Origin of the sequence: Chitinophaga deserti (genome assembly GCF_003149455.1) — a bacterium.
GTDB classification, from domain to species: Bacteria; Bacteroidota; Bacteroidia; order Chitinophagales; family Chitinophagaceae; genus Chitinophaga; species Chitinophaga deserti.
The window spans coordinates 207,688-226,946 of the sequence record NZ_QFFK01000005.1 but is presented as its reverse complement, the minus strand read 5'-3'; the positions used below and the strand labels follow the sequence as shown (position 1 = coordinate 226,946).

Below are 19,259 nucleotides of genomic sequence, written 5' to 3'. Positions count from 1 at the left end.
ACAATTTAACAATGCAGTTGCCTAATTTTGCATCTATTATGTACCGGAATCCGTTACCAGCCATTACTGCCATCTGCGCACTGCTGGGCTCCTGCCAGGCACCCGCGGCCAAACAGGCGCAACAGCCGCCCGTTCAGCCTGTCATCGAAAAGCTCAACCCCATGATCCTCATCCCCGGCGGGTCGTTTAAAATGGGGGCCGACGATGATACCGGCATGCCCGACGAGTACCCGCAACACACCATTCAACTGGACTCCTTCTACCTCGATGCCCATGAGGTTACCAACGACGAGTTTGCCGCTTTTGTAGCCGCTACCGGATACATCACTACGGCAGAGCGCCCCATCTCCAAAGAAGAGCTGATGGCCTCCCTGCCCCCCGGTGCGGAAGAGCCGGACAGCTCTATGCTCATCCCCGGATCGCTGGTGTTCGTACCCACCGAAGGCCCCGTAGATCTCCGCGATGTGCGCCAATGGTGGAGCTTTGAACTGTATGCAGACTGGAAGCATCCCAAGGGACCGGAAAGCGATATCAAAGGGTTGGGCAATCACCCCGTTGTACATGTTTCCTGGGAAGATGCGCAGGCTTATGCTAAATGGGCCGGTAAGCGCCTCCCAACTGAAGCAGAATGGGAATACGCTGCACGCGGAGGCCGGAAAGCGGAGCTTTATCCCTGGGGGATGGAACACCCGCAAACAGGTAAGGCAAAAGCCAATATCTGGAACGGGCACTTCCCTTACGAGAATACTGAAACCGATGGCTTTTACGGTACCTCACCTGTTAAATCCTTCCCGGCAAACGGATATCAGCTGTATGATATGTCCGGCAACGTATGGGAATGGACGGCAGACTGGTACGATGCACAGAGCTACGCTGCCATGCCAGCTGAATCTCATAACCCTACCGGCCCCAACACTCCCAATGACCCGGACGATCCTTCCAATCCAAAGCGCGTGATCCGTGGAGGTTCTTTTATGTGCAGCGATGAATACTGCCGTGGCTACCGTGTTACCGCACGTATGAAAACCACCCCTTCATCGGGCCTTTCCAACCTCGGTTTCCGTTGCGCCAAAAGTATCCGTAAATAGAAAAAGACAGCCCGCAGGCTGCCTTTTGTCCGATATTCAAAAGCGGGCTTCCGTTTCCCGGAGGCCTGCTTTTTTTTATTGTTTCACGATACGGGATGTCATGGTAGAGCCATCATGTACCAGGGTAAGGATGTAGGTACCTGCAGGCTGATTTGACAGGTTGATCTGTTCCTTCTGGCTACCGCTTAATCCGTTTATGGATTTACGGTATACTTCCCGGCCTTTCATATCAGTTACCCTAATACTTCCATTTCCCGGTTTACTCAGGCTGTAAGCGAAAGTTACATTACCGTCGGTTGGATTTGGATAATGCTCAGTTTGCACAGTAGACTTTTTCACCGGCGTCTTATACCCTGTCACCATCACAGTACGCACAGTATCAGTAGCTGCACCCTTTACTGCATTGTAGTGCTCGTTGCTACTTTTGGCTTTATTATCAGGTTTGAGCGTAACGGAGTAGTAAGTTTCATATAATCGTTTAGCAGGATCTTTGGGCTGCTCCCTTACAACACTATATACAAGGTTCTTATACAAACCGGTATAATCAGTGTCAGTTTTACGAATTTCTTTAACACCGGCATAGCTCAAAGGTTTACCATCCGCACTTACTGCATTCACCCTGTGTACCATCACAGTATCTGTAACATATGTAGCATATCCCGTCATGGTTTTCACTTCTTTTATACGTTCTGCACGGCCATTCTTAGTGGTTACTAGTATCACCCCGTTCTGCCCTCCTTTACCATATAAAGCAGTGGCTGAACTACCTTTCAACACTGTGATAGATTCAATATCGTTGGGGTCCATATCAGTAAGGGGATTATCAGAACTGATGTCCGTTTTCGGTTTCCCGTCGATAACGATCAGCGGCTTCTGGTCTGCGTCACCTACAACGGTAATCAGATTGGAATTTCTCACCCTCACACCGCTCACGGCACCTTTAACCGGTGCCTTGTCGGCTCTGAGTTCTATAATGGATCCATTTGCAGGTTTCTTCTGTTCCACAACCGGCTTCTCCACCATCTTTTTCACTGGTGTGGTATCGGCAACAGTTAACGTAATTTCCTTTTTGGCTTCAGGGATAAGGGCCACTTTCACTTCATTCAGCGCATTATTCACAACTGCACCGGCTTTGGTGTAGTTCAGGGTCAGGAGCAGGGCGCATACGATACTGCCAAGCACACCGTAACGGTATAAATGGACACCGGAAGTCCGGGATTTGTTCATCATAAAAATGCGGTTTTTAATGTGGGATAAATTGAAGCTGTTGGTGATACCGGCCGCATGCTGCGCCGTATTCACCTGAATGAGACTGTATTGATAAGCCTTCCGGTTGATGCCGCTCCTGAGAATAGCCCTGTCTGCCAGGAACTCCAGGTTCTCACGGATCGCACCTTTCATGAGCCAGGCGCCGGGGTTGAACCAGTAAAAAACATTATTGACCTCCCCCATCATGATATCAGCCGTATGCCATTCTTTCACATGCACCTGTTCGTGCTTCACGATGGAATATAGTTCGGATTCCGAATGAAGATCGGGGTTGATATAAATTTTCCGGAAGAAGGAAAACGGCGTGAGGGGGCCTTTCATCTTCCGCACCTCGGTATCAAACATACGTACCGGCTCTGTCCTGAAATGCAGTACCGCCAGTGATACCAGCTGCGTCAGCAGGCGTATCGTCATTACGGCTACCCCGGCCCAGAAGGTCCATTCCAACAGCGTCCATACTGTAAAAGCTTCCACCTGCTGCAGGGAGGTCCAATCCGGGACATAGTTGGTTACCTGCAGGGCAAGCGTCTCGTTCCGGGAGAAAAAATCATTTACATCCACCAGCGGGAATAGCGATGAGAATGCAATACCGCCCAGCAGGAAAAAGCGGTTCAGCGTATAGAACGTCATCCGGCGCAGGCCCAGCCGGTAGGCCAGGTAAAACAGGCAAAGTGCGATATTAGCCTTGAGCAGATAAATAAAAAGTACTGACATGCTTGCGGGTTATAGGTGCTGCAATTATTTTCCTTCGATCATACGGATGATTTCCTTCAGGTCATCCGGACTAATCTTTTTATCCTTCGCGAAAAACGTTACAAGGTCTTTGTAAGAATTCTCGAAGTAATCTTTCACGAAGCTGTTCATGAATTTCTCCGTGTATTCTTCCTCCCCGATGGAAGGCACGTATTCAAACACGTTGCCAATCTTCTTCGATTCCACGAATCCCTTCTTTTCTAGGTTCTTGATGGTAGAGGCGAGTGTGGTGTAAGGAGGCACCGGGTCGGCATGCGATTCCAGGAAATCCTTCACGAATCCCTTCCCGGCTTTCCAGATAGCCTGCATGGCGGCTTCTTCCTGTTTGGTAAGTTTTTCCATTGGTAGTGAATTTGCGTTTTTTATAGCCTGTAGTCGAGCGGCAGCATTTCTGCCAGCTTTTCCCAGGCCCAGTATTGTTCAAAAATGACGTTCATAGGGGCTTCCAGGTTACCATTCCGGTCCAGCCGCACTTCAGGCTCCAGCAATTTCATCAGGGATACCTGTACCCCCGGCTTATCGTTCCCGCGCTGCTGTTTTTCCAGGTACAGCCTTTCCTCTTTTTCCTTTCCATACACCACGTAGAGGTGTTCGCTGAAATGGAGGACGAAATCTGTACTATCCTTCCTGAAAACACTGTCTGCCGGCAACTCCTGCCGCGACAGGTAACTCACTGAATTTGAGAACAGCCGCTTATTCGGAATAATGCCCATCGCTGAATCTGCCGGTGCGTTAATGACACTGTTCCGCTCTCTTTCCCTGCGCATCAGCTTCCGGATGGTGAAGCCTTCGTTCTTCAGGTTACCGGCTACCAAACTTCGGTAAAAATGAACCGTAGAGCCATGGTAAGCCTTTTCCCGGTTCTTTTCCCAACGCTTCTGCTGCGATCTGTTACGCGGCTTCATGGGTTCAAACAGGGGGTTGCCGTAGTACATTGAATATCCCGTACGCGGACTATATTGAAAATGGATGAGCAAAAACCGGATGTTATACCCCAGCGATGCATTGGCGATTTCCAGGAAATCATCTGCTTTCGCTTTCAGTTCACCGGATTGCGGGTTGAATTCAAAATCCACAATATCCGGGTTCAGCAGCTTACAGTTTTTCGCAAAGGCCCCCTGCCCTATGAAAATGTCTTTAAACTGCCGCAGGTAATACTCCCTGTCTTTATCGGGCCGCACCACCAGTTCTTTCAACGCCCCGGGTTTCTGTTGCAGCACAATGGCCATCGTTCTGTTTCCTTCCAGGTTCACCGGCTGCATGAGCGGCTCATAACCCAGGTACGAAGCAATCACTTCATACCTCCCCGGTGGCACATTAGGAATCACAAATGTTCCTTCCTCTGTTGTTCTCGCACCCATCGTGGTCTGGTTCAGGAACACGCTGGCGAATGGAAGCGGTTTGCCGGAAGCATCTTTCACTGTCCCCTGCAACGTCAATCCCGTTTGTGCATGAACGTAGCCGAAGAGTAGTAAAAGTATATTCAACCCGAAAATCCGCTTCATAATTACGATACTATCGTAAATCTACGAAACATTCGTAGAATAACAAATTATTTTTTTGCCCCGGTAAGGAAAGAGGCAGTCACACCTTTACAAGACCCTGATTCTAAGCAGGTACCCTTCAGTAAAAAGAGGTTTAAAACCAGAAGTAAAAGGATTATAAACTTATAAATCAGTTATAAGTGACTTACCTATATCATACCCCCTTATAGGGTATGTCAAAGGTGGCTTATAGGTGGCTCAAAGGTATCTCAAAGGTATCTCACATGACAATTAGATGACGTAATGTCACGCTTTTAGGAGGTCTTAAACCCGGGGGTGACTTACAGGTTTTGACAAGGCACAAAAAAAGAGCTCCGAAAGTATATTGATACTTCCGGAGCTCTTTCAAAAGTTATGTAAGATCCTATTGCGGGAGGAGTTCTTTCAGTTTGCGACCCAGTTCCTCAGCCCTGAGATTGCGGGCGATGATTTTGCCCTGTGGGTCGATGAGGACGTTCTGGGGGATGGCGCGGATGCCATACAGCTTACCCACTTCGTTTTTCCAGCCTTTTAGGTCGGATACGTGCGTCCAGGTAAGGTTATCCTGTCGGATGGCCTGCTTCCAGCGGTCCTGCTTCTCGTCGAACGATACACCGAGGATGGTAAAACCTTTCTCTTTATACTGCTCATACGCTTTCACCACATTAGGGTTCTCTGCCCTGCAGGGGCCGCACCAGCTGGCCCAGAAATCGACCAGTACATACTTACCCCTGAAAGATGCCAGGCTCACGGAGGCGCCCGTGGTATCGTTCTGGGTGAAGTCGATCGCGGGTTGGCCGATGGCTATTTTCTTTGCAAGATCGATGCGGTAAGAGAATTCCTTTGCGGAGGGGTAGCGGCGAACGGTTTTGGAGAGCGATTTAAAAAGAGGCTCCGCCACATCTGCATCCAGTTCATACCCGGCAACGGCGTTGAGTACGTACATGCCTATGGGGCTGGAAGGATTATCTTTCAGGTATTTATGCATAATGGCAATCCGGGAGGCATCGATTTGTTCGAGGCGTTCTTCGGCTTTGCGCACTTTTGCTTCATTTTTGGATTCACGGGCTTTACGGTATTCCTTCATGGCCGTTTCGGTGTCTTTATCCACGGCACGGAGCAGATCGTTCAGCTTATTGAAGGCATCCTGTTCAGGAGTACCATCGGCAGCGGCTTTCTGATTGGGAGCGGGTACATGAACACGGGTGGTTCCTTTACCGATGAAAAGGAGGGCTACTTCCTTCCTGCCGCCCGGAGCTTCCGGGGTAACAGGGATCACGGAAAAGAGCTGTGCCTGCTGTGGCTCAGGAATCCTGCCTTTAAAGGAGAATTTACCTTCGTTTGCCACCGCACTGTCGATAACAAACTCACCGCCAATTCGCATGCGGAGAAAAAATTTGGTAGGGGAAGCCTGCTGGCCCACGGTACCGGAAACAGTAAACGGGTAGGTTTTGATCTTTTCGTCCTGCTTATCCTGTGCAAACAACCCTGCAGCCGGGCCCAGGAGCATGGCTGCAAGTATCCAATTCTTCATGATGGTGACTGTTTAGATTCTGATGCAAAGGTCTCCAATCCGGGCCCGAAAAGCAAGCCCATTTTGATAAACGGTTACTGAAGTACCTCTGCCAGTTTCTTTTCCAGCGCGGCCCCACGGAGGTTGGCTGCAATGATATTCCCCTTAGGATCAAGGAGATAGTTTTGAGGAATTCCGCGCACATTGTACATGGCGGCGGCTGCGTTACCCCAGCCTTTGAGGTCAGACACCTGGGGCCAGGTGAGCTTATCCTGTTTGATGGCCCTCAGCCAGTCGTCTTTATCTTCATCGAGACTTACCCCGAAAATGGTAAAATTCTTATGCTTGTACTTGTTGTAGGCTGCTACCACATGCGGGTTCTCCTGCCTGCAGGGGCCACACCAGCTGGCCCAGAAATCGATCAGCACATATTTTCCGCGGAAAGAAGAGAGACTGATCATTTTGCCTTCCGGATTGGCCTGAGAGAAATCAGGCGCCTGAACGGGAGCGTTATTGGCTTCCTCACCTGCCAGGGTCATGGCTACGGTTTTGCCGAACGGGGTGCTTCTCACGCTATGATCCAGCCCGTTGAACAGGTTGGCAAATTCATGCCTGGTAAGCCGCTTCTGGAGGTCGCCATAGAGGAGAAACAGGCTGGCCATGGCTTTAGGATGCTCTTTAACGAAGTTCTTCGCTGCTGTTTTGAGCTTTGCATCAAATGCGGCGGCTTTTTGACGGAAGGCTTCCTGTTTAACGGTTTCATCCTGCCCTATTTGCTGCGCCTCGCCATTCAGCGCCTGTGCTTCCAGCTGCAGGGGCAGCATCATTTTATGATATTCCTGCGTCCAGCGGGTTTGCTGGCCGGCTTTCAGGGATTTAGCCACCGGGAAGTCTTTCGCCTCTATATCAATCACTATTTCCGGCTGGTCGCATACCAGCAGTGAAGGTACGCCGATCCCTTCGAGGAAAAGGGCATACATCGCTTCGGGAGCGGGTTTATCGGGGGTGGCGAAAGAGAATTTTCCTGCTGCTCCCAGCACGGTGGAATCGGTATACTTGCCATCTTCACTCAGGAAATACAATTTCTTTCCCTGAGCGCCTGTGAGCGTACCATTTACTTTTAACTGAGCCTGCGCTGAATAAGCGGCAGTCATTGCCAGCAGGATTAATACTCGTTTCATTTTTTATGTCTTTCTTTCAGGATCGTGGTTACATCTTCCAGTGTGAAGCCTTTTGCCTGCAGGAGGATCAGGTAATGGAAAAGCAGGTCGGCAGCTTCGCCGAGGAAAAGATCCCTGTTATCGTCTTTCGCTTCAATCACCAGTTCCACCGCTTCTTCCCCTACCTTCTGCGCTACCTTATTGATGCCTTTGGCAAAGAGGGAAGCAGTATAGGATTTCTCTGTCGGATTATCTTTCCGCTGGCGGATAACCTGTTCCAGCCGGTTCAGGAAATTGCCATCGTCTTCATTTACTTCATTCCAGCAGGTATCTGCACCGGTGTGGCAAACAGGGCCAACAGGATTGGCTTTCAAAAGCAGGGTATCCTGATCACAGTCTACCTCCGCATTCACCAGCTGCAGGAAGTTCCCGCTTTCTTCTCCTTTCGTCCATAACCGGTTTTTAGACCGGCTGAAGAAGGTTACTTTCTTTTCAGCAAGCGTTTTATCCAGCGCTTCCTGGTTCATATATCCGAGCATCAGCACCTTACGGGTGATGGCATCCTGCACAATGGCGGGTACCAGTCCGTCGGGGGATTTAGAAAAATTTACTTCCATGGCCTCTCCACGATTTAAATATACAATAATTAAATAATACTAGAACCTGATCTGCACACCCCGCTGGTAGAGGTAATTCTTCAGATCGGGGATTTCCATTTCTTTATAGTGGAAGATGCTGGCCGCGAGGGCTGCGTCTGCTCCTGCTTTTTCAAAAACGTCTGCAAAGTGCTCCATAGTACCTGCTCCGCCCGAAGCGATCACCGGTACATTGAGGTTGCGGGACAGGCGGCCGGTAATATCCAGTGCAAAGCCCTGCTTGGTACCATCGTTGTTCATGGAAGTAAGTAGGATCTCTCCTGCTCCACGCTCCACGGCTTCGCGTGCCCAGTCTTCCGTACGGGTATCGGTTTTCACCCGCCCGCCGTTGAGGTACACGAACCAGTCGCCATCCTCGAACCGGGTATCGATGGCCAGTACAATGCACTGGCTGCCGAATTCCTTAGACAGATCGTTGAGCAGCTGTGGATTGCGGTAGGCAGCAGTATTTACGGAAACCTTATCGGCACCGGCACTGAGCAATACGCTTACATCTTCCACAGCAGCGATGCCACCGCCAACGGTAAACGGAATATTGATGTGCTTAGCGATCTGAGTTACCAGTTCGTGCAGGGTTTTACGGCGCTCGTTGGTAGCGGTAATGTCGAGGAACACCAGTTCATCGGCACCCTGTGCGGCATAAAGTGCTCCCAGTTCAACGGGGTCTCCTGCGTCGCGGATATTCTCGAAGTTGATGCCCTTTACGGTGCGCCCGTCTTTGATATCTAGACAGGGTATGATTCTTTTTGTGAGCATAGCTACAACAGTTTCTTCAGTTCAGACATTTGAATGTGGCCTTCGTAAATGGCCTTACCGATGATGACCCCGGCGAGGCCTGCATCGCGGAGTGCTTCCACGTCGCCTATATGGCTTACACCACCGCTGGCAGTAAGGCGGATGCCGGGCAGCTCAGCGATGATCTTTTTATATAGTTCGAGGCTGGGGCCTTGCAGCAAACCATCCTTGGCGATATCGGTACAGAATATTTCTTTTACCCCTTTCTCCATATTGCCCCGGAGGAAGTCGAATACACTTACGCCGGTAGTTTCCAGCCACCCGCCTACGGCTATCTTTTCATCTTTCACATCGGCACCGAGGAAAATCTTTTCCGCTCCGTACTGCTCCACCCAGCTAAAGAAGAGATCGGGCTGCTTTACAGCTACACTGCCGATAGTAGCCAGCTTAGCGCCGGCTTCAAATACCACGCGGATATCGTCATCGCTTTTGATGCCACCACCAAAGTCTACCACCATCCCGGTTTTCCCGGCAACGGCTTCCAGTACTTTCCAGTTTACTACCTGCCCTTTCTTAGCCCCGTCCAGGTCTACCAGGTGCAGGCGCTTTACGCCGGCGTCTTCAAATTCTTTCGCTACTTCCAGCGGATTTTCATTGTAGATCTTCTTCTGTTCGTAATCTCCCTGCGTGAGCCGCACGCACTTCCCGTCGATAATATCGATGGCGGGAATGATGGTGAATGCAGGAGCAGCAGACTGAAGGTTTATTTCCATGGTGAGGAATGCAATATTGTCTTTGTAAAAAATGCCGCTGGTTACTTTGTATCCCAGCGCTTTATAAAAGCCCATGGCGCTTTCGCGGGCGTTGCACCATAGCGAGGTAACCCCGTTACGGCGGCATACTGCTTCGAGGTGGGCCATCATCATTTTTCCGTACCCTCTCCCCTGCTGATCATTCGCCGTGGCCAGTTTCCTGAACTGGGCCTTATGGCCATTGATAAAAAGGGAAACGACGGTCACCTGCCGGTTGCCGTCGTATAGGCCGAAATGAAGGCCGTCTGCATCATGCGGAAGGGTTACTCTTTCGAGGGGCCAGTCCGGGTACATGACATCGCGCCGCAGCTGCAGCGTATCCTTTGTGGTGATATCTCTTATCGTCAGGCTCACAGTTTCAGGAAGCTTTCGATGAGGCTCTGACCCGCGTCTGCCGACTTCTCCGGGTGAAACTGCACGGCGTAGAAATTATCTTTCTGCAATGCAGCACTGTAGTTGATCACATAGTTTGCGATGGCAGTGGTATCAGGGCCCAGTTCCGCATAATAGCTGTGCACGAAATACATGTAAGCGTTCTGTGAAACGTGTTCGAAGATAACACTGTGCAGGCCGGTGATATTGTTCCAGCCGATCTGGGGAATCTTCAGCAGGTTCCCTCCGGGCGACTGAAACTTCTTCACTTCGAGGTCAAACACTCCTATGCAGGGAGTATCATTCTCTTCGGAGTGGCGGCACAGGAGCTGCATACCGAGGCAGATGCCCAGAACGGGCTGCTGCAGGTTACGCAATACTTCATCCAGCTTGCGCTCACGCAGGTAGGCCATGGCTGTGCTGGCTTCCCCTACTCCGGGGAAGATCACCTTGTCGGCCGATTGCAGCACCTCCGGATCGTCGGTAACCACGGCTTCTGCTCCCAGCCTTTCAAGGGCAAAGAGGACGGATTGTGTGTTACCGGCATTATACTTCAGGATGGCAGTTTTCATTTCTATTGTTTGATGTTGCGGACAAACGCCTGAACGGTTTCCTGCAAGTTAGCACTGTTTTCGATGGCTTTTACAAACGCGCTGCCGATAATGGCGCCGTTGCTATACTGGCAGGCCGTCTGGAATGTTGCTTTATCCCGGATGCCGAAGCCCACCAGTACAGGGTTCTGCAGTTTCATATCCTGCAGTTTGCGGAAATAATCTTCCTGCAGCTTCATGTCTTTATCCTTTCCTGTGGTGGAGGAAGAAGATACTGCGTATACAAACCCTCTGCTCAGCGAGTCGATCTTGCGGATACGGGCTTCGCTGGTTTCAGGTGTTACGAGGAAAATGAGATGCTGGCCGTATTTTTCGAAAAGCGGTTTGTATTCGGTTTCGTATTCGTCCATGGGCAGGTCGGGCAGGATGAGTCCGTCCACGCCTGCTTCCTGACAGCTGCGGAGGAAGTTCTCCACGCCATATTGCAGTACCGGGTTGATGTAGCCCATGAGTACCACGGGAATGTGGATCTTTTCCCGGAAGCCTTTGAGCTGTTCGAAGAGGACGGAAATACGCATGCCGTTTTTAATGGCGCGGGTACTGCTGTCCTGTATCACGGGCCCGTCTGCCAGGGGGTCGGAGAAGGGCATACCGATCTCCGCCATATCCGCCCCGCCGTCCTGCAATGCCTGCAAAACAGTAAGGGTATCACCGTGGTTAGGGAACCCGGCGGTGAAATATATATTGAGCACTTCTTTGGGCTTATTGCCGAAAAGCTGGTCGATGCGGTTCATATGCCGTTATTTCAGGTGTTTGATATAGGTTTCCAGATCCTTGTCGCCGCGGCCGCTGAGGCATACTACGGTAACGTCGTCAGGTTTCAGCTGAAGGTCTTTCAGCTTGGCGAGGGCGTGGGCCGATTCCAGGGCAGGAATGATGCCTTCCAGCAGGCTCAGCTCATAGGCAGCTGCCAGGGCTTCGTCGTCGGTAGCATTCAGGAACTTCCCGCGGCCGGATTCATACAGATGTGCATGAAGGGGACCTACGCCGGGATAATCAAGACCGGCGGATATGGAATGTGGTTCCACGATCTGGCCATCTTCTGTTTGCATGAGCAGTGTTTTGCTGGCATGGATCACACCGGGCTTACCCAGTTGAGACGTAGCGGCGGAGAAGCCGCTGTGTACGCCTTTACCCGCTGCTTCCACAGCTACCAGCTGTACGCTTTCATCATCTGTAAAGTGGAAGAAAGCCCCTGCCGCATTAGATCCGCCGCCTACGCAGGCGATCACATAATCGGGCAGTGCCTTACCGGTTTTCTCCAGTAACTGCTTTTTGATTTCTTCGCTGATGACAGACTGGAAGCGGGCCACCATATCCGGGTAAGGATGCGGGCCTACAACGGAACCGATGATATAATGCGTATCAACAGGGTTATTGATCCAGTCGCGGATTGCTTCGTTGGTAGCATCCTTCAGCGTCTGGGAACCGCTGGTAGCGGGTACCACGGTTGCACCGAGCATTTTCATACGGGCTACGTTAGGTGCCTGGCGCTGAATATCGATGCTGCCCATGTAAACGATGCATTCCAGGCCCATGAGTGCGCATACGGTAGCCGTGGCCACGCCATGCTGCCCTGCACCGGTTTCTGCTATGATGCGTTTTTTGCCGAGGCGCTTAGCCAAAAGTATCTGGCCAATGGTGTTGTTTACTTTATGGGCGCCGGTATGGTTCAGATCTTCCCGCTTCAGGTAGATCTTCGTATTGTATTTTTCGGAGAGACGGCTGGCGAAATACAGAGGGGATGGCCTGCCAACATAGTCTTTCAGCAGTTGTTCGAATTCTTCCTGAAAAGCAGGTTCCGACATGATCTTCAGATAGTTTTCCCGCAGCTCTTCCACGTTGGGATAGAGCATTTCAGGAATATATGCGCCCCCGAAATTGCCATAGTAGCCTTTTTCGTTGACATGATACCTGGATTGCGATGTATTGATGGCAATATCCATGTGTTGTTATTTTTTGATTTGTTTGATGAATGCCTCCACGAGGCGCATATCCTTCACTCCGGGCGAAGTTTCAAATTTACTGTTCACATCCGCACCAAACAAGTGCGGCTCCCGCCATCGCAGTAATTCTTCCGCATCATCCGGCCCTATTCCTCCCGCCAGGAAGTAAGGGGCTTTACCGGTATATCCTTCAAACAGGCTCCAGTCGAACTTCTTACCCGTTCCGCCATGGCCTTTGCCGGCGGTATCGAAGAGCAGGTAATCATATTCCGCCTCTTGCGGAACGGGCAGCTCTGTGGCACCTTCCGGTATGGACACTGCTTTCATCACCCTGGCCAGCTTCTTCACTTCCGCAACCAGCTCCGGGGTGTATTCCCCATAGAGCTGCACCATATCCAGCCCGTAGTCGCCGATGGTCCGCTGCAGGGTAGCCAGATCGGCCTGTACGAACACCCCTACTTTCAGGAGTTTACCGTTCCCTGACTCCCGTACCGTTCTCCCGGAAATCTTATCTCCGGCAAAGCGGGGGGATTTAGGGTAGAAAATAAACCCTGCATAATCCGCACCCAGCGTTACCAGGGCTGCCAGATCCTCAGAGCGGGTAATGCCGCAAACCTTCACTTTCATAACGCCGCGAGTTGACGGGTGAATGCTTCAAATGCCTGCGCAGGATTCTCTGCCTTCATGAAATGCTCCCCTATCAGGAACCCGCTGAACCCTGCTTCGCGCAGCTGCACAATGGTTTTGGGATCGTCCATCCCGCTCTCTGCTACTTTGGGATAGCTGTCCGGGATCTGCTTCAGCAGTTCCATGGAACGGTAAATATCTACCTGAAAAGTTTTCAGATCGCGGTTATTGATGCCTACAAGGTGGGTGTGTGGGGTGATCTTTTCCAATTGATCAGCAGTATGCACTTCCAGCAAAACTTCCAGCCCCAGGTTGTGGGCGAACTGTGCAAGATGCTTCACTTCTTCCTTCGTCAGGCATTCAGCGATAAGTAATATCACATCCGCCCCTATGGCTTTTGCTTCCACTATCTGGTATTCCCCGATCACGAAATCCTTCCGGAGAATGGGAATGTTATTCGCTGCCCGGGCCTGCTGGAGATCGTCCATAGATCCGCCGAAGAACGCTGTATCCGTGAGCACGCTCAGTCCGGATGCTCCGTTTCTGGCATACGCCGTAGTTACATCCGTAACGGTGGCAGTGGCATTGATAACTCCCTTGGAAGGGGATTGCCGTTTAAATTCCGCAATAATCCCGTTCCTGCCGGGCTGGGTGAGGAAGCTCTTCAGGGAAAGGGCTTCCCTGCTGAACATGGATGCGTTCTCCAGATCCTGCACGCTCCGGCTCTTCTGCCGCTCCGCTACTTCGCCATGCTTGTGCGCTACGATTTTGTCGAGTATGTTTTTCATTGCAGGGCAATCAGTTTTTGGAATGATTTATATGCCGCTCCCGATTCCAGCGACGCTACAGCCGCCTGGAAACACTCGTCGTAAGTGGGGTATTTTTCGAGGCAGAACAATCCCATAGCGGCATTGGCCATTACTACCGAATGCTGCGCCCAGGTGCCTTCGCCTTTCAGGACTTTCACAAATATCTTAGCCGCTTCTTCAGTAGAGTTGCCGCCATAGATATCGCTGGCGCTTACTTTACGCTTGCCCAGTGCTTCCGGCGTCCAGTCCTGCTCACCACGGTTGGTGATTATACGGGTATCGCCGGTCAGGGAAATCTCATCGTAACCGTCCAGACTGTGGATGATGGCAAACTGCTTATCCGTTTGCTGGAAAAGGTAGTTGTATACCCTTGCCATTTCGAGGCTGTACACACCGATCAGCTGGTGCTGTGCGAAGGCGGGGTTTACCAGCGGGCCGAGCATATTGAAGAATGTACGCACTCCCAGCTGCCTTCTCACACCGGCTACATTCTTCAGTGCAGGGTGGAACAGGGGTGCATGGAGGAAACAGATGCCTGCTTCGTCTACCTCCTGTTTGAGCTTCGAAGCATCGCTTTTGAATTTGTAGCCCAAATTCTCCATAACGTTAGAAGCACCGCTGATGGAAGACACGCCGTAGTTGCCGTGCTTGGCCACCTTTCCGCCTGCGCCTGCCACAATAAAGCAGCTGAGGGTGGAGATGTTGAAAGTATTTTTACCATCGCCTCCGGTGCCTACGATATCGAGCACGTTCTGGTCGAGATTAACGGGTACGCACATGTCGAGCAATGCATCGCGGAAGCCCAGCAGTTCATCGATGGTGATGCTGCGCATGAGGAACACGGTCATGAAGGCCGCCAGTTCGCTTTCGTTGTATACACCTTTGGAGATGCTTGTCAGGATCTCACGGGCGCCTTCACGGGTGAAGGTTTTATGTTCAAATAAGTAGTTGAGTATCTTTTTCATCGGGATGATTTTTTATAACAGTGAGCCAATCAGGATATCAAAGCCCCAGCCAGTTACGCAGTATCTGTTCTCCCTGTGGTGTAAGCACACTCTCCGGGTGGAACTGTACGCCGCTGACATCGAATTTCTTATGCTGAAGGGCCATGATATAACCATGTTCATCGCGGGCGGTAACTTCCAGCTCTGCCGGCAATGTTTTTTCATCCACTACCCATGAGTGGTAACGGCCTACTTCCAGCTCGTCGGGCAGATTATTAAAGAGGCGCCCGCTGCGGGAGATCACGTTAACGGGAGTAGCCACACCGTGGTACACTTCCGAAAGGTTGGTGAGCTTTGCACCGAAGGCTTCACCGATGGCCTGCTGGCCAAGGCAAACGCCGAAGATGGATTTAGTGGGGGCATACTGGCGGATGAGTGGCAGGAGCAATCCCGCCTCTTCCGGGATACCCGGACCGGGCGACAAAATAATCCGGTCGAATGCGTCCACTTTATCCAGCGCTATTTCATCGTTGCGGACAACGGTTACTTTACCGCCGATAATTTTTTCTACGAGGTGAACCAGGTTGTATGTGAATGAGTCGTAGTTGTCGAAAACCAGGATGTTCATTATCAGATATTTTGCGCCTTGATGATGGCCAGTTTTAATGCATTGAGTTTATTGTTCACTTCCTGCAGCTCTGAGCTGGCAACGGATTTGGCCACTACACCGGCGCCTGCCTGGTAGTACAGCGTGTTGTTACGGCTGAGCATGGATCGGATCATGATGGCATGGTTGAAGTCTCCATTGAAACCAACAAAGCCCACACAGCCACCATAGAATCCGCGCGAAGTAGGTTCGTAGGTATCTATCAGCTCCATGGCTTTGTATTTGGGCGCACCGGAAAGGGTACCCGCAGGGAATGTGGCTGCCAGTATATCAAACGGACTGGAACCTTGCGGCAGCTTGCCCGTTACTTCGCTCACCAGGTGAATCACGTGGGAGTAGTATTTGATCTGGCGATAGGTTTCTACTTCCACATCTGCTGCATGCCGGCTGAGGTCGTTACGGGCCAGATCTACCAGCATTACATGTTCGGCATTCTCCTTAGGGTCAACGAGCAGCTCGGCAGCCAGTTTGGCGTCCTGCTCATCGTTACCCGTGCGGCGGAAAGTGCCGGCTATGGGATGGATCACCGCTTTGCGGTCTTTAATGATGAGTTGCGCCTCGGGAGAGGAACCCATCAGTTTATAATCGCCGTAATCGAAGTAAAAGAGGTAGGGGGATGGATTGATGGAACGGAGTGCGCGGTAAACATTGAACTCGTCTCCTGCAAAGCTGCGCTGGAAGGCGCGGGACAGTACAATCTGGAAAACGTCGCCGCGGAAGCAATGCTGGCGGCCTTTCTCCACCATCTCCATATACTGCTCGTCTGTCTGGTTAGAGGTTTCTTCGCCTTTGGCGGAGAAGGTGTAGGCGGGAACGTCTTTGTTGCGGATGATGGATTCCACGTAATCCATCTCTGAATCCTGCCCTTCTACCAGGTTTTCTATCAGTGTCATTTCATCTTTGAAATGGTTGATAGCGATAACATACTGGTAGAAGCGGTACCGCATAAGGGGGATGGTATTGCCTGCGGCGGGGCGTTTGCGGAAAGCGATCTTTTCGAAGAACTGTACGGAGTCGTAAGTGCTGTATCCGTAAAGTCCTTTCCCGAAGGGCAATCCGTTGGTTTCATCCGGGAACTCGAAGCTTTTCAGGAAGGCATCCATTTCGCGGAGTACCTCGTTGCGGCCGGAGAGCTTTTTCCGCTCCACAGGCTGCCCGGGGTACTTGAACTCGAATACGTCCGTGGAAGTGACTTCAATGCCGGCAATGGGCTTGATGCCGATAAAGGAATAGCTGTTGTCTCCGGCATTGGAATCGGTACTCTCCAGGAGGATGGAGCCGGGGAACTTGTCGCGGATGCGGAGGTAAATGCTTACCGGCGTGAATACGTCCGCCAGCATTTGCCTGTTTTGTGTTTTTACCTGAATTTTTTTCATTCGAGTTTATTTAATCGGATGCGGCCAAAAACGAAGAAGGCCCGCTGTGTACAGCGAGCCTTCTTTAAAGTATTTGTAATACAAACATGGCACTGCTACACAGCGGAGATATCCATTGCGTGCCACCAAAGTTTGTATGTGTTGTTCATTTGCATGATGAAGGCAAAGATGGATTGTTTTCCCGAAAAATGCAAATTTTATTTTGGTCATGATCAGAGTACCCCTTTGGTGCTGGGAAGCTGCATATTATCAGGGTTCCTTTTCACCGCCATTTTAATTGCTTTGGCAAATACCTTAAAGATCGCTTCGATCTTATGGTGCTCGTTATCACCTTCCGCTTTGATATTCAGGTTACAACGGGCCGCGTCAGAGAAGGATTTGAAGAAGTGGAAGAACATCTCCGTAGGCATCTCCCCTATCTTCTCCCGTTTAAACTCCGCATCCCACACAATCCAGTTGCGCCCCCCGAAATCAATGGCCGCCTGTGCAAGACAATCGTCCATCGGCAGGCAGAAGCCGTAGCGTTCCATACCTTTCTTATCGGCAAGGGCCATGGCAAATGCCTCTCCCAGTGCCAGACCGGTATCCTCAATGGTGTGGTGCTCATCGATGTGAAGGTCGCCTTTGGCGTGGATCTTCAGGTCGATGCTCCCGTGGCGGGCAATCTGGTCCAGCATATGGTCGAAAAAGCCAAGGCCCGTCTGAATATCGGCTTTACCCGTACCGTCGAGGTTCAGTTCTATGCGGATATCGGTTTCCTTAGTGGTACGGGTATGGCTTACCGTACGGAGCCCGATCTTCAGAAACTCATAGATCTTTGCCCAGTCGGTTGTTTCCAGTGCTACCACATCCTTCAGTTCCTCCTCCCCGGTGGTTTCTGAAGCACCCAGACTGGCATCCATTTTCAGCCAGATGGCTTTGGCACCCAGGTTCTGTGCCAGCTTCACGTCAGTAATACGGTCGCCGATCACAAAGGAATTAGCGAGATCGTAGCCTTCCGTGAAATACTCCTTCAGCATCCCGATTCCGGGTTTGCGGGTGGGGAGGTTATCAGCAGGAAAGCTTCTGTCGATATGCTCACGGGAGAATACGATGCCTTCACCGGCAAAGGTGTTGATGATATGATTATGTGCGGGGTGGAAGGTTTCTTCGGGGAAGCTGCCGGTGCCCAGCCCATCCTGGTTAGATACCAGTACCAGTTCATAATCCAGCTCAGCGGCTATCTTTCCCAGGTATTTGAACACCTTGGGATAAAAAACCACCTTCTCCAGGCTGTCTATCTGATAGGTTGGCGGCTGTTCCAGGATCATGGTGCCGTCGCGGTCTATAAAAAGTACACGTTTCATTTAACGGGTGATGTTTTGAAGGGCCTGCAATAAGGTAACGTTCTCGTCCGGGGTACCAATGGTAATGCGGAGGCATCCGGCGCAGAGTTCTACTTTGGAACGGTCGCGGACAATGATGCCTTTCTCCACCAGACTGCCGTAAATGCCTTTGGCATCTGTCGTTTTAACGAGCAGGAAGTTGGCATCACTGGGATATACTTTTTCTACAATGGCCAGTTTCTCCAGTTCGCCCGTCAGCCGGTTTCTTTCTTCTACAGTTTCTTTGATCCACGCATTCACCTGCTCCACATTATTCAGCGCTTCCAGCGCCAGCTCCTGTGAGGCCTGGTTAATGTTATACGGCGGCTTGATCTTGTTGAAGATATTGATGATGTCCTCACTGGCGAAAGCCATACCCATACGTAATGCTGCCAGGCCCCAGGCCTTGGAGAGTGTTTGCAGGATCACGAGGTTGGGATACTCCGTCAGTTCCTGAATGAGGGATTTGTGTTTGCTGAAGTTGATATATGCTTCATCCACCACCACAATACCATCGAAGTTATTCAGCACCATTTCTATTGATTCCTTATCAATAGCATTTGCCGTAGGGTTGTTGGGAGAGCAGATGAAGATCAACTTCGTGTTCTCATCAATAGCTGCTTCAATAGCTTCCAGATCCAGCTGAAAATCTTCCGTGAGGGAGGCTTTGCGGATAATGGCATCGTTGATATTGGCGGATACTTCGTACATGCCGTAGGTAGGCGGACAAAGAATCACATTATCGATCCCCGGCCGGCAGAATGCACGGTACAGGATATCGATGGCCTCGTCACTGCCATTACCGAGGAAGATGTTCTGCGGGGGTACCCCTTTAATATCCGCAAGGCGGTATTTCACCTTCCATTGCAGCGGATCGGGATAGCGGTGGTAGCTTACCGGGAGCGGGGAGCCGAAACTATTCTCGTTGGCATCGAGGTAAACGGACGCTTCTCCCTTATACTCGTCGCGGGCGGAGGAGTAAGGAGTGAGCCGTTTAATATTGTCTCTTAAAAGTGAATTCAGATCGAACATGT

Annotated in this window: 19 protein-coding genes; 1 reads left to right on the top strand and 18 read right to left on the bottom strand. The window is 51.0% G+C overall.

Annotation, left to right across the window (positions count from 1 at the left end; translation table 11 throughout):
• Window positions 1-38 precede the first annotated feature (38 nt).
• Window positions 39-1,088: a formylglycine-generating enzyme family protein gene (locus tag DEV76_RS13320; protein WP_109698404.1), complete on the top strand. Its 1,050-nt coding sequence runs from the start codon at window positions 39-41 to the stop codon at window positions 1,086-1,088.
• Window positions 1,089-1,163: 75 nt separating this feature from the next.
• Here DEV76_RS13320 and DEV76_RS13315 read toward each other — a convergent pair whose 3' ends face one another.
• From DEV76_RS13315 to hisC, 18 genes are all read right to left on the bottom strand, one after another.
• On the bottom strand, window positions 1,164-3,071 hold the full coding sequence (locus DEV76_RS13315) for a T9SS type A sorting domain-containing protein (protein ID WP_109698403.1): 1,908 nt from the start codon (window positions 3,069-3,071) through the stop codon (window positions 1,164-1,166).
• A gap of 24 nt (window positions 3,072-3,095) precedes the next feature.
• Window positions 3,096-3,452: a BlaI/MecI/CopY family transcriptional regulator gene (locus DEV76_RS13310; RefSeq protein WP_109698402.1), complete on the bottom strand. Its 357-nt coding sequence runs from the start codon at window positions 3,450-3,452 to the stop codon at window positions 3,096-3,098.
• A 20-nt stretch (window positions 3,453-3,472) separates the two neighbouring features.
• The gene (locus DEV76_RS13305; RefSeq protein ID WP_109698401.1) at window positions 3,473-4,615 is read right to left on the bottom strand and encodes a carboxypeptidase-like regulatory domain-containing protein; all 1,143 of its coding nucleotides are present in this window, start codon (window positions 4,613-4,615) and stop codon (window positions 3,473-3,475) included.
• A 403-nt stretch (window positions 4,616-5,018) separates the two neighbouring features.
• Window positions 5,019-6,167, bottom strand: a complete 1,149-nt coding sequence (locus DEV76_RS13300) for a TlpA disulfide reductase family protein (protein ID WP_109698400.1) — start codon at window positions 6,165-6,167, stop codon at window positions 5,019-5,021.
• Window positions 6,168-6,241: 74 nt separating this feature from the next.
• Window positions 6,242-7,327, bottom strand: coding sequence for a TlpA disulfide reductase family protein (locus tag DEV76_RS13295; RefSeq protein ID WP_109698399.1), 1,086 nt, complete (start codon window positions 7,325-7,327; stop codon window positions 6,242-6,244).
• Window positions 7,324-7,923: a bifunctional phosphoribosyl-AMP cyclohydrolase/phosphoribosyl-ATP diphosphatase HisIE gene (hisIE, locus tag DEV76_RS13290; protein WP_109698398.1), complete on the bottom strand. Its 600-nt coding sequence runs from the start codon at window positions 7,921-7,923 to the stop codon at window positions 7,324-7,326. Before hisIE ends, DEV76_RS13295 begins: the two co-directional genes overlap by 4 nt.
• A 39-nt stretch (window positions 7,924-7,962) precedes the next feature.
• A complete protein-coding gene (gene hisF / locus DEV76_RS13285) occupies window positions 7,963-8,718 on the bottom strand; it encodes an imidazole glycerol phosphate synthase subunit HisF (protein WP_109698397.1) in 756 nt (251 codons plus the stop codon).
• 2 nt (window positions 8,719-8,720) lie between these two features.
• Entirely contained in the window at window positions 8,721-9,863 is a 1,143-nt protein-coding gene (hisA, locus tag DEV76_RS13280) for a 1-(5-phosphoribosyl)-5-[(5-phosphoribosylamino)methylideneamino]imidazole-4-carboxamide isomerase (RefSeq protein WP_232826941.1), read from the bottom strand.
• Window positions 9,860-10,453, bottom strand: a complete 594-nt coding sequence (hisH, locus tag DEV76_RS13275; RefSeq protein ID WP_109698396.1) for an imidazole glycerol phosphate synthase subunit HisH — start codon at window positions 10,451-10,453, stop codon at window positions 9,860-9,862. Before hisH ends, hisA begins: the two co-directional genes overlap by 4 nt.
• Before the next feature lie 2 nt (window positions 10,454-10,455).
• Entirely contained in the window at window positions 10,456-11,226 is a 771-nt protein-coding gene (gene trpA / locus DEV76_RS13270) for a tryptophan synthase subunit alpha (protein WP_109698395.1), read from the bottom strand.
• Between the two features lie 6 nt (window positions 11,227-11,232).
• Window positions 11,233-12,438, bottom strand: a complete 1,206-nt coding sequence (gene trpB / locus DEV76_RS13265) for a tryptophan synthase subunit beta (protein ID WP_109698394.1) — start codon at window positions 12,436-12,438, stop codon at window positions 11,233-11,235.
• A gap of 6 nt (window positions 12,439-12,444) precedes the next feature.
• Window positions 12,445-13,065, bottom strand: a complete 621-nt coding sequence (locus DEV76_RS13260; RefSeq protein ID WP_109698393.1) for a phosphoribosylanthranilate isomerase — start codon at window positions 13,063-13,065, stop codon at window positions 12,445-12,447.
• A complete protein-coding gene (trpC, locus tag DEV76_RS13255; RefSeq protein ID WP_109698392.1) occupies window positions 13,062-13,853 on the bottom strand; it encodes an indole-3-glycerol phosphate synthase TrpC in 792 nt (263 codons plus the stop codon). Before trpC ends, DEV76_RS13260 begins: the two co-directional genes overlap by 4 nt.
• Window positions 13,850-14,839, bottom strand: a complete 990-nt coding sequence (trpD, locus tag DEV76_RS13250) for an anthranilate phosphoribosyltransferase (RefSeq protein WP_109698391.1) — start codon at window positions 14,837-14,839, stop codon at window positions 13,850-13,852. The genes trpC and trpD overlap by 4 nt, the downstream gene beginning before the upstream one ends.
• 37 nt (window positions 14,840-14,876) lie before the next feature.
• Window positions 14,877-15,446, bottom strand: coding sequence for an anthranilate synthase component II (locus tag DEV76_RS13245; protein WP_109698390.1), 570 nt, complete (start codon window positions 15,444-15,446; stop codon window positions 14,877-14,879).
• A 2-nt stretch (window positions 15,447-15,448) separates the two neighbouring features.
• Window positions 15,449-16,861, bottom strand: a complete 1,413-nt coding sequence (locus tag DEV76_RS13240; RefSeq protein ID WP_109698389.1) for an anthranilate synthase component I family protein — start codon at window positions 16,859-16,861, stop codon at window positions 15,449-15,451.
• A gap of 212 nt (window positions 16,862-17,073) precedes the next feature.
• Window positions 17,074-18,207 carry a bifunctional histidinol-phosphatase/imidazoleglycerol-phosphate dehydratase HisB gene (hisB, locus tag DEV76_RS13235; RefSeq protein WP_109698388.1) on the bottom strand — a complete coding sequence of 378 codons (1,134 nt, stop codon included), beginning with the start codon at window positions 18,205-18,207 and terminating at the stop codon, window positions 17,074-17,076.
• A complete protein-coding gene (gene hisC / locus DEV76_RS13230) occupies window positions 18,208-19,257 on the bottom strand; it encodes a histidinol-phosphate transaminase (protein WP_109698387.1) in 1,050 nt (349 codons plus the stop codon).
• Between the last annotated feature and the right edge of the window lie 2 nt (window positions 19,258-19,259).

Excerpts from the sequence above, each read along its gene's own strand:
- DEV76_RS13295 (WP_109698399.1), bottom strand. The coding sequence starts at position 7,327 with ATGAAACGAGTATTAATCCTGCTGGCAATGACTGCCGCTTATTCAGCG.
- trpA (WP_109698395.1), bottom strand. The coding sequence starts at position 11,226 with ATGAACCGCATCGACCAGCTTTTCGGCAATAAGCCCAAAGAAGTGCTC.
- DEV76_RS13310 (WP_109698402.1), bottom strand. The coding sequence starts at position 3,452 with ATGGAAAAACTTACCAAACAGGAAGAAGCCGCCATGCAGGCTATCTGG.
- DEV76_RS13320 (WP_109698404.1), top strand. The coding sequence starts at position 39 with ATGTACCGGAATCCGTTACCAGCCATTACTGCCATCTGCGCACTGCTG.
- DEV76_RS13300 (WP_109698400.1), bottom strand. The coding sequence starts at position 6,167 with ATGAAGAATTGGATACTTGCAGCCATGCTCCTGGGCCCGGCTGCAGGG.
- trpB (WP_109698394.1), bottom strand. The coding sequence starts at position 12,438 with ATGGATATTGCCATCAATACATCGCAATCCAGGTATCATGTCAACGAA.
- DEV76_RS13305 (WP_109698401.1), bottom strand. The coding sequence starts at position 4,615 with ATGAAGCGGATTTTCGGGTTGAATATACTTTTACTACTCTTCGGCTAC.
- DEV76_RS13315 (WP_109698403.1), bottom strand. The coding sequence starts at position 3,071 with ATGTCAGTACTTTTTATTTATCTGCTCAAGGCTAATATCGCACTTTGC.
- hisH (WP_109698396.1), bottom strand. The coding sequence starts at position 10,453 with ATGAAAACTGCCATCCTGAAGTATAATGCCGGTAACACACAATCCGTC.
- hisF (WP_109698397.1), bottom strand. The coding sequence starts at position 8,718 with ATGCTCACAAAAAGAATCATACCCTGTCTAGATATCAAAGACGGGCGC.
- DEV76_RS13260 (WP_109698393.1), bottom strand. The coding sequence starts at position 13,065 with ATGAAAGTGAAGGTTTGCGGCATTACCCGCTCTGAGGATCTGGCAGCC.
- trpD (WP_109698391.1), bottom strand. The coding sequence starts at position 14,839 with ATGAAAAAGATACTCAACTACTTATTTGAACATAAAACCTTCACCCGT.
- hisB (WP_109698388.1), bottom strand. The coding sequence starts at position 18,207 with ATGAAACGTGTACTTTTTATAGACCGCGACGGCACCATGATCCTGGAA.
- hisC (WP_109698387.1), bottom strand. The coding sequence starts at position 19,257 with ATGTTCGATCTGAATTCACTTTTAAGAGACAATATTAAACGGCTCACT.
- DEV76_RS13245 (WP_109698390.1), bottom strand. The coding sequence starts at position 15,446 with ATGAACATCCTGGTTTTCGACAACTACGACTCATTCACATACAACCTG.
- trpC (WP_109698392.1), bottom strand. The coding sequence starts at position 13,853 with ATGAAAAACATACTCGACAAAATCGTAGCGCACAAGCATGGCGAAGTA.
- DEV76_RS13240 (WP_109698389.1), bottom strand. The coding sequence starts at position 16,861 with ATGAAAAAAATTCAGGTAAAAACACAAAACAGGCAAATGCTGGCGGAC.
- hisIE (WP_109698398.1), bottom strand. The coding sequence starts at position 7,923 with ATGGAAGTAAATTTTTCTAAATCCCCCGACGGACTGGTACCCGCCATT.